We start from the raw sequence: 12361 nt of genomic DNA, 5'->3' as shown, positions 1-12361 counted from the left end.
AAGTATGCTCCGCGCCCCGCCGCGCCACCGTCCTCCCTGCCAGCCATGCCTGCCAGCAAGCCGAAGGTACGTTCGCCTTCGTCGAGGATGGTGCGCACCAGCCCCAGCCGCTCGCCCGCCGCCAGCGCGGCTTCGAGGTACGGTGCCGCTTCATCGGGACGATAGAGGTCGTCGAGCGCGGTGGCCTGCAGCAGGTCGACCGTCACAAGCAGCGGTTCCCGCACCGAAGCCACGTACAGGCCACGCACGGTGCCAAGCGCGGCAAGCGCCTGCGCGGGCTCGCCTTGCGCCAGCGCCAGCCGGGCGCGGGCCAGCGCCGCCACGGCGGCGATTTCCTGGCCGCGCGGCGTAGCGCCCGGATCGTGCCGGCCGAGTTCCTCCAGCGAGGCCTGCAGCCGCTGCGCGTGGCGCAGGTCCTTGCCCAGCAGCGCCAGGCGCTGGCGCTCGGCCGCCACGCGCGCCACCCCGCGCGGCAGGCCACGGCGGTGGAACATGGCTTCGGCTTCCACCAGTTCCGCCAGGGCTTCATGGCGAGCGCCGGCCAGCCATTGCAGCCGGGCATGGCACAGCGCCGCTTCGATCAGCACGTCCGGGGTGCCGGTACGCAGCGTCTGCAGCCGGCCCGCCAGCACTTCGCTGGCTTCGGCAATGCGGTCCTGCTCGTACAGCGCGGCAGCCACCGGCACTGCGCACAGGCTGGCCGCGATCGAGCGGCGCCCATAGGCATGCTGCGCGGCCGCCAGCACGTCCGTGCCGAGCCGCAGCGTCTCGTAGGCATTGCCCTCGACCCAGGCCATCAGCGCCATCGTGCCGGCACCCATCAGCGCAATCTCGGTGTCGCCGGGCTGCGCCGCGCAGCGGTATGGCGCACGCGAGCGCGGCTGGCAGCCCAGCAGGGTGCCGTAGCGCAACGCCAGGCTCATGCGGATCTGCTCGAGCGCGGGATTGCCCGGCGGCCTGCCCTGCAGGCTGTCGAGCAGCGACTGCACCCGCGCGTGGTCGTCCTGCTGCGCGGCAATGGTCGCGCGCATCACCGTGGCGTGCACGACGGTATCCACGCCGGGCCCGGCACTGGCTTCCCAGCGCCGGATCCAGTGCTCGGCGTGCTGCGGCCGCACCGATACCACGCATGCCCAGGCCGAGGCCAGCAGCAGCGCCGGGTGCAACGCCAACCGCGCGGGTGCAATGCCGTCGGCCCACTGCAGGAAGTCGCGCAGCGGACTGACGCCGGGCAAGTGGGCCGCGGTTGCCTCCACCAGCGCCAGCACGCGGCCAAAGTCGCCGCTGCGCAGCGCGTGTCCGATGGCCTCCGCCGGCTTGCCGCAATGGTCCAGCCACGCGGACGCAAGCCCGTGCAGCCGCTGCAGCTCAGGCAGTCCATGCGGCCCGGGGCCCGTGCCGTGCTCCAGCTCATGCAGCAGGTGCGCCCGCAACAACGGGTGGAAACGGTACCAGCCGTGCCCGCTCCCATCGGCAACCTCATCCGGCTCGGGCGGGGCTGGCTCCAGGAACAGGCCGCGCGCGGCGATCTCGGCAAGGCGCGCCGGCGCCTGCGCGCAGCCGGCAAGCAGCGCGGCAAGATCGGCATGGATGCGGCGCGGCACCGCGAGACAGCGCATGAAGTCCAGCAGCGCCGGCGGCAATCCGGCGGTCACTTCCTCCTGCCAGTAGGCATGCAGGGCAGCGGATTGCGCATGCGGCCACGCCGGCTCCTGGCCCATGCGCAGCGATGCGGCAACCAGCTCCACGCCGGCGGGCCAGCCTTCGGTGACTTCCTGCAGCGCCACCGCCATGTCGATCGCGGCTTGCGAGTTCTCCCGGCGCGCGGTGCGTCCTTCCACGCGCTGGCCCACGAAGGCCAGGGTTTCGGCAACGCTGAAGGCCAGCTCGGCGCGGCCGGCTTCGGCCAGCTCCCGGCCGGCGCGCAGCCGGGCCAGGGCCAGCCCGGCCTCGCCGCGCGCCGCGGCGACGATATGCAGGTGCGGCAGGCGCGCGCACAGCACGCCCTGCAGGAAGGCCAGCGTGGCCGGGTGCCGCAGGCGGTCGAGACCGTCCAGCATCAGGTAGACCTCGCCGGGCACGCCGTCCAGCAGCGCGACGAAGGCAGGCAGCAAGGCGGCGGGGTGCGCCGGGTCGCTGCCAAATTCCTGGCCGGGGCGGCACAGCCGGATGCCGGCCTGCCGCAGGCTGGCATCGAGGCTGGCGCAGAACTGGCCCAGGTCGTCGTCTTCCGTCGCGATCGTGAGCCAGGCCACGCGCGCGCCGCCGGCCATCAGGCGGTGGCGCCACTGCGCCATGACCGTGGTCTTGCCGTAGCCGGCAGGCGCAGTCAGCAATATCAGCCGGCCATGCCGGGCATGGTGCAGGCGCTGCAGCAGGACCTCGCGCGCAATCGAGCGCCGGTTCTGGCGCGGCGGCACGAGGCGGGTCGCGACGGCAGCATGTATGGTTTCCATGGGCGTCCAGCGGTGCGCAATCGAAGCGGGGCAAAGGGACGAAGGAGCGAAGGCATGAACAGGCACGCGCTTCGCCAGCGGGCTTGCCGCTGCGCGAATATAAGGCGACGCCCTGTGACCGGACATCCGGCAAACCCTTCCCCACCTGTTCCGGGTGGCCCGCGGGTGCTGTGCGCGTCTCACCCGGGCCACCCGGACAGCCGGCCTGGCCGCGTCTGCCAGTACAATTGCGACAACGTGCCGCCTTTGCCCGGCATCGCGCTGCCCCACCCGCATTTCCTCCGCACCTCACCTGCACCGTCCTGCCTCGTCCATGCCCCAGACGCCAGCCAATCCGCCAGCCGCTCCCCGTAGCCAGCCCGCCGCGCCAGTCTCGCAGCCGTCCCGGCCGGCGTCGCTGCGCAGCGCGGCGCGCGTGGTCGCGCGCGAGCGCCTGCTGGCGCAGCTGACCGAGGCACGGCGCCGGCGCTGCATCGTGCTGCAGGGCCCGGCCGGCTACGGCAAGACCGCGCTGCTGACCGCGTGGCGGCTGGACCTGCTCGCGCTCGGCTTCGACATGGCCGCGCTGACGCTGGAGCCGGCCGACAACGAGCGCCAGCGCTGGCTCGACCGCCTGCTCGGCTGCCTGTCCGAGGTCAGCCCCGCGCTGACGCGCGAAGCCATGGTGCTGGCCGACCGCGGCACCGACGACGAAGCCGTCGAGCGCGCCATCATCACGCTGGTGCGCGGCATTGCCGCCCATCCGCGCGACGTGACGCTGGTGCTCGACGACGTGCACCACCTGACGGCGCGCGTGCTGGAGCCGCTGCAGTGGCTGCTCGACTATGCCCCGGCCAATTTCCACGTGGTGCTGGCCTCGCGCGTAGCGCTGCCGCTGTCGCTCGGGCGCCTGCGCGACCAGGGCATGCTGCTGGAGCTGGACCAGCGCGACCTGCGCTTCACGCTGGCTGAATCGCAGCATTTCCTGCGCGCCCAGCTGGGCGACATCAGCCCGCGCGATGCGCGCATGCTGCACGAGCTGACCGACGGCTGGGTGGCCGGCCTGCAGCTCTTTGCCGCGCACTGGAAGCGCAAGAAGGCCAACGCCAGCGGCCTCACCTTTGCCACCGGCTTCGTGCAGGCCAGCGTGCAGGATGCCGGCGCCTTCGCCGAGTATTTCGAACGCGAGGTGCTGTCGCGCCTGGCGCCGGACGAAGCCGAGCTGCTGGTGCGCGCCGCCTCGTGCGAACGCTTCACCGCATCGCTGTGCGAGGCGCTGGGCGAGCAGGCAATGGGCGGCGAAGGCGAGATCCTGGCGCTGCTGACACGGCTGGAACAGGAGAACCTGTTCATCACGCCCGCGCAGGGGCCCGAACGCGAAGCCTGGTACCGCCTGCATCCGCTGCTGCGCGAAACACTGGCGCAGCGGTTCCGCTCGCGCAGCGAGTCGCAGCAGCGCGCTGTGCACGCGGCGGCATGGCGCTGGTTCCGCGACCATCGCATGCTGGAAGAGGCCGTGCGCCATGCGGTGCTGGCGGGCGATGCCGACACCGCGGCCGACCTGGTGCAGCGCTTTGCCGACACCCTGATGATGCGCGGCGAGGTGCGCAAGGCGCTCGGCCTGCTGCGCGCCATCCCCGCCGATCAGGTGCAGGCGCGCCCCGAACTGCGCCTGCTGGCGCTGCGCATGCAGATGTTCTCGCGCGACCTCGACCAATGCGCCGCGGCCGCCAACCGGCTGGAGGCCGATATCCCGCCTGGCGACAGCTCGCTGCGCTACCGGCTGTCGCTGCTGCGCTTTTCACTGGCGGTGCTGCGCGACGATACCCAGAGCGCCCTGGCGCTGCTGCCGCAGATCGAGGCAGCGCCCCCCGACCTTGCGGCCCTCTTCATCGGCTCGCGCAACAACCTGCTGTCGTGGCTCTACATGCACCTGGGCGACTACGAGCGCGCCCGCCGCATCCAGACCGAGGCGCCGCCCCTGTTGATCGACGGCGCGCCGCTGCTGGGCACCGCCAGCGGCATGCTCAACGGCCGCTGCATGATCGGCTTCAGCCATGCGCTGGAAGGCAACGTGATCCAGGCCGAGCGCGTCGCCCGCGACGTGCTGCGTGAAGTCGAACAGGTGGGCCACGGCGGCGCCGGCGCCGGCGCCGAGCCGGAATACTTTGCCGCGGCGCTGCTCGGCGAAGTGCTGTATGAACAGAACGACCTGGACGCTGCGCGCCGGCTGCTGGAAGACCGCGTCGACGTGCTCGAACGGGTATCGATCCCCGATTCGGTGCTGCGGGTGCACACCGTGCTCGCGGCCGCGCACTGGCTCAGCGGCCACCGGCTTGATGCCTTCGCCCAGCTGGAGCGGCTGGAGGACTACGGCACGCAGCTGCACCTGGACCGCCTGGTCGCGCAGAGCCTGGCCAACCAGTTCCGGCTGCACCTGGCCGGCGGCGACATTGCCGCCGCCGAGGCCGTGCTGGCCCGCCTGGACGCCATTGCCGCACGCCATCGCAACGCGCCGCGCGGTTCGCTGGACGCGATCCACATGGTGACCGAGCGCGCCCACGTGCTGCTCAGCCTGGCGCATGACGACATGCGCGGGGCCGCGGCCCGCATGGCGCCGCTGATCGCCTACTGCGAGACGCGCGGCTGGCAACGCCATGTGGCGCAGCTGCATATGCTGGCGGCGGTGGTGGCATCGCGGCGCGGCGAGACCGGGCCGGCACGCGCGCATGTGCTGGAAGGCTTGCGCCGGGGCCACCGCCTCGGCCTGATGCGCAGCCTGATCGACGCCTGCCCGGGCGCGCTCGCCCAGATCGCCGGCGCGGCCGCCGACCCCACGCTGGATCCGGTGCTGGCCTTCTATGTCGAACGCCTGCAGGCCGCCGTGCCGCCACGTGCCGACGCAGCGGGCGCGGCCGGATGCACCGCCGCCGTCGCAACCGCCGGTGGCACCGCCAAGGCCGACGCGCGCTTTGAGGAACTGAGCGATCGCGAAGCCGATGTCGTGCGCCTGCTCGGCCAGGCCCTGCCCAACAAGAAGATCGCGCGCACCCTGGGCCTGTCGCCGGAGACGGTGAAATGGCACTTGCGCAACATCTTCCGCAAGCTGGGCGTCAGCAGCCGCGACGAGGCCGTGGCCCGCGCCCGCGACCGCGAACTGGACCAGGCCGGCGGCGCCCAGCCGCCTGAAGCGCCGCACTGACGGCGCGCCCTCTCCCTCTCCCTCCCCCGCTCCCCCTCCTCAACGCCGCGCAACCCATGCGCGGCACCCCCTCTTTGCTGTCTCCGGCCACCTGACGCGGGTGGTGTTCGCGGCCCCCTCCTCCCCGGTACCTTAGCGCCATACCAGTGGCCGCATACCTTGGCCGAGGCAACCTCCCGCAGACCGATATCCGGAGTCACCCAATGGAAATCAACCGCACCATCTATCGTGACGACCACGAGATGTTCCGTACCACCGTACGCCGCTTCCTGGAACGCGAATGCCTGCCCAGGCAAGCCGAATGGGACAAGGCCGGCAAGGTCGACCGCGAGACCTGGCTCAAGGCCGGCCGCGAAGGCCTGCTGTGCGTGACGCTGCCGACCGAGTACGGCGGCGGCGGCGGTGACTTCGGCCACTGCGCGGTGTTCGCCGAGGAATACGCCCGCGTCGGCCTGAGCGGCGTCGGCTTCGGCGTGCACTCGGACATCATCGCGCCATACATCGCCCGCCTCGGCAATGAAGAGCAGAAGCAACGCTGGCTGCCCAAGGTCTGCTCCGGCGAATACATCCTGGCCATCGGCATGACCGAGCCGGGCACCGGCAGCGACCTCAAGGCGATCCGCACCACCGCTACCCGCGACGGTGACGAATACGTGATCAACGGCAGCAAGACCTTCATCAGCAACGGGCTCAACGCCGACCTGATCATCATGGTCTGCAAGACCGACCCCGCCGCCGGCGCGCGCGGCGTCAGCCTGATCGTGGTGGAAGCCGACCGCGAAGGCTTCCGCCGCGGCCGCAAGCTGGACAAGGTCGGCCAGCACGCGCAGGACACCGCCGAGCTGTTCTTCGACAACGTGCGCGTGCCGGTGGCCAACCTGCTGGGCGAGGAAGGCAAGGGCTTTGCCTACCTGATGACCGAGCTGCCGCAGGAGCGGCTGTCGATCGCCGTCAGCGCCGCCGCCAAGCTGGAGGTCTGCCTGGAGCACACGCTGGCCTACGTCAAGGACCGCAAAGCCTTCAACCAGACCGTGTGGGACTTCCAGAACACCAAGTTCAAGCTGGCCGACATCAAGACGCAGGCCATCTCCGTGCGCCTGATGATCGACCACTACATCGGCGAGCACGTCCGCCGCCGGCTGACGCTGGAAGAAGCCGCCATCGCCAAGCTGCATTCGACCGAAGTGCTGGGCATCGCGCTGGATCAGATGGTGCAGTTGCACGGTGGCTACGGCTACATGATGGAGTACCCGGTGGCGCGCGCCTTTGCCGACATGCGCGTGACCCGCATCTACGGCGGCACCAGCGAAGTGATGCGCGAACTAATCGCCCGCAAGCTGTAAGCACCGCCCACCCACAGACATTCTTCGGAGCACACACATGACTCGCAAGGTATTCGTCGCCGGCGCCGGCATGATCCCGTTCAAGAAGCCGGGCAGCAGCAACACCTATGACGTGATGGGCGCAACGGCCGTGCGCCAGGCGCTGGAAGACGCCGGCCTCGGCTATGAGGACGTGCAGCAGGCCTACGCCGGCTACGTGTATGGCGATTCGACCTGCGGCCAGAAGGCGCTGTACCAGGTCGGCATGACCGGCATCCCCGTCATCAACGTGAACAACAACTGCGCCACCGGCTCGTCGGCGCTGTTCCTGGCGCGCCAGGCGGTGCAGAGCGGCGCGGTGGACTGCGCGCTCGCCGTCGGCTTCGAGTTCATGCAGCCCGGCGCGCTCAAGTCGCGCTGGGACGACCGCGCCCCGGCGCTGGAGCGCGCCCTCGACCTGGTGGACGACCTCGTCGACCGCAAGGACCTGCCCAATGCCATCCGCCAGTTCTCCGGCGCCGGCAAGGCCCATATGGACAAATACGGCACCAGGCTGGAAACCTTCGCCAGGATTCGCGCCAAGGCCAGCCGCCACGCCGCCAACAACCCGCTGGCCGTGTTCCGCAACGTGCTGAGCACCGAGGACGTGCTGGCCGCGCCGGCGCTGTGGGAAGGCGTGCTCACGCGCCTGATGGCCTGCCCGCCGACCTGCGGCGCCGCCGCCGCCATCGTGGTGTCGGAAGAATTCGCCCGCAAGAAAGGCCTGAAGACCGATGTGCTGATCGCCGGCCAGTCGCTGACCACCGACCGCCCCAGCACCTATGACGCACGCGACATGATCCGCGTGGTCGGCTTCGACATGACGCGCGAAGGCGCGCAGCAGGTGTATGAGCAGGCCGGTGTCGGCCCGCAGGACATCGACGTGATCGAGCTGCACGACTGCTTCGCGCAGAACGAGCTGCTGACCTATGAAGGCCTCGGCCTGTGCCCGGAAGGCGGCGCCGAGAAGCTGGTCAACGACGGCGACAACACCTATGGCGGCAAGTGGGTGGTCAACCCGTCGGGCGGCCTGCTGTCCAAGGGCCATCCGCTGGGCGCCACCGGCCTGGCGCAATGCTACGAGATGGTCCAGCAACTGCGCGGCACCGCCGACCAGCGCCAGGTGCAGGGCGCGAAGCTGGCGCTGACGCACAACCTGGGCCTGGGCGGCGCCTGCGTGGTCACGCTGTACCAGAAGCACGCCTGAGCACACGCCGACACAGGAGCCCATCCATGATCGACAAGAAACACATCGGCAAAGTGATCGCGGACTTCCGCACCTCTGCCCCCGCCAGCCAGCTGCGCTTCTTCGCCAAGGCCACCGGCCAGACCGATCCGGTCTATATCGACGAAGCCGCGGCGCGCGACGCCGGCCACCCGGGCCTGCCGCTGCCGCCGACCTTCCTGTTCTCGCTGGAACTGACGCAACCGTCCACCGCGTGGCGCGATGAGGTCGGTATCGTGCCCTCGCGCATCCTGCATGGCGAGGAATCTTTCATCTACCACCGCATGGCCTACGCCGGCGACACGCTGCACTTCACCACCACCATCGCCGACATCTACGACAAGAAGGGCGGCGCGCTGGAGTTCCTGGTGCGCGAGACCCGCGTGACCAACCAGGACGGCGAGCACGTGGCGGACCTGCGCAGCGTGCTGGTGCAACGCAACGGCTGAACCGGAGAACCCGCATGAGCAAACTGAGCTTCGACCAGGTCAAGGTCGGCGACACCCTGCCCCCGCTGACACTGGAGCCGATCAACCGCACTACGCTGGCGCTGTTCGCCGGCGCGTCGAACGACCACAACGCCATCCATATCGACACCGACTACGCGCGCAAGGCCGGCATGCCCGACGTGTTCGCGCACGGCATGCTGTCGATGGCCTACCTGGGCCGCCTGCTGACGCAGTGGGTGGACCAGCGCCAGCTGCGCCAGTTCGGCGTGCGCTTTGTCGGCATCACCCACCTGGGCCATCGCATCACCTGCACCGGCCGCGTGGTGGACAAGCTGGAAGTCGACGGCGAGAAGCGCGTCAAGCTGGAAATCCAGACCGCCAACCAGTATGGCGAAAGCAAGATCCTCGGCGACGCCGTCGTTGCCCTGTAAATCCAATCAAGCACAAGGAGTCTGAAATGGGAGCACTTGAAGGCAAGGTGGCACTGGTCACCGGTTCGGGCCGCGGCATCGGCAACGCCATCGCCATGCGTCTGGCACGCGAAGGCGCGCGCCTGGTCATCAATGACCTGGACGCCGAGCCGGCGCAACAGACCGTCGAGGAACTGAAGGCAATGGGCGTTGAAGCCGTGGCCTGCGTGGGCAATGTGTCCGCACCGGACTTTGCCGACCGCTTCATCAACACCGCGATGAGCAACTTCAAGAGCATCGACATCATCGTCAACAACGCCGGCTTTACCTGGGACGACGTGGTGCAGAAGATGAGCGACGAGCAGTGGTACGCCATCCTGGACTGCCACATGACCGCGCCCTTCCGCATCCTGCGCGCCGCCTACCCGCATATCAAGGCACTGGCCGCCGCCGACAAGGAAGCCGGCCGCGAGGTGTACCGCAAGATCGTCAATATCTCGTCGACCTCGGGCCTGAACGGCAATGCCGGCCAGATCAACTACTCCGGTGCCAAGGCCGGCGTGATCGGCATGACCCGCGCCATGGCGCGCGAGTGGGGCCGCTTCAACGTCAACGTGAATGCGGTCGCGTTTGGCCTGATCCACACCCGCATGACCTCGGCCGACGCCAAGGCCGGCGCCACGGTGAACATTGAAGGCCGCGAAATCCGCGTGGGCCTCAATCCGGAAATGCTGAAGTCGCACGCCCAGCGCAATCCGCTTGGCCGCGGGGGCACCCCGGAAGAAGCCGCGGGCGGTGTGTACCTGTTCTGCTCGCCGGATTCCAACTACATCACCGGCCAGGTGATCGCGGTCGCCGGCAACGTGCAGTAAATCCAGCCGCACCGAAGCGGGGGCTCGCGTTGGCGAGCCCCCGTTTTCTATTGTGCTTCGCCAGCAGCGTGCCTGCGCCGCACCGCCCCCCCATCTCAAGTCAATAGGGACTCTCCGTCTGCCATCAACCGTGCGGCATTGCAACGCCCAGACCCCGATTCACTCCTTTTAGGAGGGGGCCTGACACCATGCACAAAGGTCTAATGGAACAGAGCCGGGCGTAGCAACCGGCCAGCGCCTTCCATAAAAACCGACAGGAGACGACTTAGCATGAAGCAATCGCTTATCACGCTGGCTGTACTGGGCGCGGCTGCAGGCAGCGCCAATGCACAGTCCGGCGTGACGCTGTATGGGGTCATCGACGGATCGATCGAGTATGTCAACCGCGTGGCCGCATCCGCCGCCACGCCCACGCAGGGCGGCAAGCGCATCGGCATGCCGCAGGTCGGCGGCCTGTCCGCCTCGCGCTGGGGCCTGCGCGGCGTGGAAGACCTTGGCGCCGGCAACCAGGCGCTGTTCGTGCTGGAAAGCGGCTTCCAGTGGGACAGCGGAAATCTGCAGAGCGCGCCGCTGTTCAATCGCCAGTCCTATGTCGGCGTGCAAAACGACACCTTCGGCAAGCTGACTTTCGGCCGCCAGTACACGTCGTTCTTCGACGGCATGGCCAACTTCGCGCCGATGCGCTTTGCCGCCACCTATGAGCCGGGCATCTGGTGGATGGGCCTGAACTACCGCGAAGACAACATGGTCAAGTACATCGGCAAGTTCGGGCCGCTGCAGGCCGCCGCGCACTTCTCGTTCGGCGCCGGCGTGGCCGTGCAGAATGCCACCGTGCTGCTGGCCAACGGCGGTGCCGGCGAGGTGCCGGGGCACTTCAGCGACAACATCGCCTACGGCGGCTCGCTGATGTACCTGAACGGCAGCGGCTTCGGCGCCTCGATCGCGGCCGACGTCTGGCGCCCTGCCGCGGTCACCGGCCAGCCCGGGACCATGACCAAGCTGGGCGCGGCGGCGCTGTACAACTCCGGGCCGTTCAAGTTCACGCTCGGCTACCGCTACAACAAGGGAGAGTTCGCCAACGGCAACACGCTGCTGCGCGACGACTACTGGTGGGCCGGCGTCAACTACCAGGCCACGCCCGCGCTGGGCCTGTCGCTGGCCTACTACTACGCCGACGTGAAGGGCGCACGCGCCACCGCCACGGCCGCCGAAACCAACCCGTCCAACCTGCAGCAGGTCAGCTTCATCGCCGACTACAACTTCAGCAAGCGCACCGACGTGTACCTGTCGGCCGGCTATGCGCGCAACGGCGGCCTGAGCTTCGACGGCGCGGCCACCGCCTTTGCCTTCAAGTACCCGACCATGGCCGGGCAAAAGAGCATGGTGGGCGTGACCGTGGGGATCCGGCAGATCTTCTGATGCCGGAGCGGGGCGGGCCGCAAGGCTCGCCCCGTTGCAGCAGCAGGCGCCTAGCGGCCGCCCGCCGCGATGCTGCCGAAGTGACCGCTGCTGAAGTCGCGGAAGGCATCGGCGATCTGCTCTTCAGTGTTCATCACGAACGGGCCATGGCCGACGATCGGCTCGTCGATCGGCTCGCCGCTGAGCAGCAGCACCACCGCGTCGGTGCTGGCTTCGATGTTCACATCCTCGCCGGCACCGTCCAGCACCACCATCTCGGCATCCCGCACCGTCGCCTCCGCGTTGACGGTGATCTTGCCGCGCAGCACCACCAGCGCGGTATGCCAGCCCTCCGGCAGCGCCAGCCGCGTGCTGGCCCCCTGGTTCAGGCGCATATCCCACACATGCATCGGCGTGAAGGTGCGCGCCGGACCGGCCTTGCCCGCGTACTCGCCGGCGATCACGCGCGCCGTGCCGGCGCCATCGGGCATCGGCACCACCGGGATATCGCGGTCGACGATGGCCTGGTAGCCGGGCGTGGTCATCTTGTCGCGCGCCGGCAGGTTGACCCACAGCTGCACCATTTCCAGCGCGCCGCCGCTTTGCGTAAAGGCCGGCGAGTGGAACTCCTCATGCAGGATGCCGGCGCCCGCCGTCATCCACTGCACGTCGCCGGGACCGATCACGCCGCCCTGCCCGGTCGAGTCGCGATGCGCGACCTCGCCCTTGTAGACGATGGTCACGGTCTCGAAACCGCGGTGCGGATGCTGGCCAACCCCGCGCGGGCGCTGCGTCGGCGTGAAATCGGCCGGCCCGGCGTAGTCCAGCAGCAGAAACGGGCTCAGCTGCTTGCCGTGGCTCATGTACGAAAACATCGAGCGCACCGGAAAGCCATCTCCGACCCAGTGCTGACGCGGTGCGCTGTAGACACCCAGAATGCGCTTCATGTCTGATCTCCGAGTATGCGAGCCGATAGTGGCAGGCAATGATACATGGAGCAATGATAGGC

9 protein-coding genes are annotated in these 12361 nt (G+C 69.2%); 7 read left to right on the top strand and 2 right to left on the bottom strand.

Annotation, left to right across the window (positions count from 1 at the left end):
* Nucleotides 1-2456: winged helix-turn-helix domain-containing protein (locus AC3WLF_RS25320; RefSeq protein WP_492358988.1), on the bottom strand; the 2456-nt coding region annotated here is incomplete at its 3' end.
* A gap of 313 nt (nucleotides 2457-2769) precedes the next feature.
* Here AC3WLF_RS25320 and AC3WLF_RS25315 point away from each other — a divergent pair.
* The 7 genes from AC3WLF_RS25315 (at nucleotide 2770) to AC3WLF_RS25285 (ending at nucleotide 11373) form a co-directional block, all read left to right on the top strand.
* Nucleotides 2770-5637, top strand: a complete 2868-nt coding sequence (locus AC3WLF_RS25315; protein WP_492358987.1) for a winged helix-turn-helix domain-containing protein — start codon at nucleotides 2770-2772, stop codon at nucleotides 5635-5637.
* 203 nt (nucleotides 5638-5840) lie between these two features.
* A complete protein-coding gene (locus AC3WLF_RS25310; RefSeq protein WP_492321042.1) occupies nucleotides 5841-6980 on the top strand; it encodes an acyl-CoA dehydrogenase family protein in 1140 nt (379 codons plus the stop codon).
* A gap of 37 nt (nucleotides 6981-7017) precedes the next feature.
* On the top strand, nucleotides 7018-8205 hold the full coding sequence (locus AC3WLF_RS25305) for a lipid-transfer protein (protein WP_492358986.1): 1188 nt from the start codon (nucleotides 7018-7020) through the stop codon (nucleotides 8203-8205).
* 26 nt (nucleotides 8206-8231) lie between these two features.
* Nucleotides 8232-8672, top strand: a complete 441-nt coding sequence (locus AC3WLF_RS25300; protein ID WP_492357031.1) for a MaoC family dehydratase N-terminal domain-containing protein — start codon at nucleotides 8232-8234, stop codon at nucleotides 8670-8672.
* A 14-nt stretch (nucleotides 8673-8686) separates the two neighbouring features.
* Nucleotides 8687-9103, top strand: a complete 417-nt coding sequence (locus AC3WLF_RS25295) for a MaoC family dehydratase (RefSeq protein ID WP_492358985.1) — start codon at nucleotides 8687-8689, stop codon at nucleotides 9101-9103.
* Between the two features lie 26 nt (nucleotides 9104-9129).
* Nucleotides 9130-9954, top strand: a complete 825-nt coding sequence (locus tag AC3WLF_RS25290) for an SDR family NAD(P)-dependent oxidoreductase (protein WP_010808912.1) — start codon at nucleotides 9130-9132, stop codon at nucleotides 9952-9954.
* Nucleotides 9955-10224: 270 nt separating this feature from the next.
* The gene (locus AC3WLF_RS25285) at nucleotides 10225-11373 is read left to right on the top strand and encodes a porin (protein ID WP_492358984.1); all 1149 of its coding nucleotides are present in this window, start codon (nucleotides 10225-10227) and stop codon (nucleotides 11371-11373) included.
* A 50-nt stretch (nucleotides 11374-11423) separates the two neighbouring features.
* Here AC3WLF_RS25285 and AC3WLF_RS25280 read toward each other — a convergent pair whose 3' ends face one another.
* Nucleotides 11424-12299, bottom strand: a complete 876-nt coding sequence (locus tag AC3WLF_RS25280; RefSeq protein WP_492321036.1) for a pirin family protein — start codon at nucleotides 12297-12299, stop codon at nucleotides 11424-11426.
* Nucleotides 12300-12361 lie beyond the last annotated feature (62 nt).

The sequence above is a fragment of the Cupriavidus sp. FW306-01-F10A genome, assembly GCF_058782785.1.
The sequence above is the reverse complement of the archived record's forward strand: the minus strand, read 5'-3'. Positions and strand labels throughout refer to the sequence as shown.

What these genes read in the sequence shown, in the direction of transcription:
- AC3WLF_RS25285 (WP_492358984.1), top strand. Translation starts at nt 10,225, where the DNA reads ATGAAGCAATCGCTTATCACGCTGGCTGTACTGGGCGCGGCTGCAGGC.
- AC3WLF_RS25290 (WP_010808912.1), top strand. Translation starts at nt 9,130, where the DNA reads ATGGGAGCACTTGAAGGCAAGGTGGCACTGGTCACCGGTTCGGGCCGC.
- AC3WLF_RS25280 (WP_492321036.1), bottom strand. Translation starts at nt 12,299, where the DNA reads ATGAAGCGCATTCTGGGTGTCTACAGCGCACCGCGTCAGCACTGGGTC.
- AC3WLF_RS25305 (WP_492358986.1), top strand. Translation starts at nt 7,018, where the DNA reads ATGACTCGCAAGGTATTCGTCGCCGGCGCCGGCATGATCCCGTTCAAG.
- AC3WLF_RS25310 (WP_492321042.1), top strand. Translation starts at nt 5,841, where the DNA reads ATGGAAATCAACCGCACCATCTATCGTGACGACCACGAGATGTTCCGT.
- AC3WLF_RS25315 (WP_492358987.1), top strand. Translation starts at nt 2,770, where the DNA reads ATGCCCCAGACGCCAGCCAATCCGCCAGCCGCTCCCCGTAGCCAGCCC.
- AC3WLF_RS25300 (WP_492357031.1), top strand. Translation starts at nt 8,232, where the DNA reads ATGATCGACAAGAAACACATCGGCAAAGTGATCGCGGACTTCCGCACC.
- AC3WLF_RS25295 (WP_492358985.1), top strand. Translation starts at nt 8,687, where the DNA reads ATGAGCAAACTGAGCTTCGACCAGGTCAAGGTCGGCGACACCCTGCCC.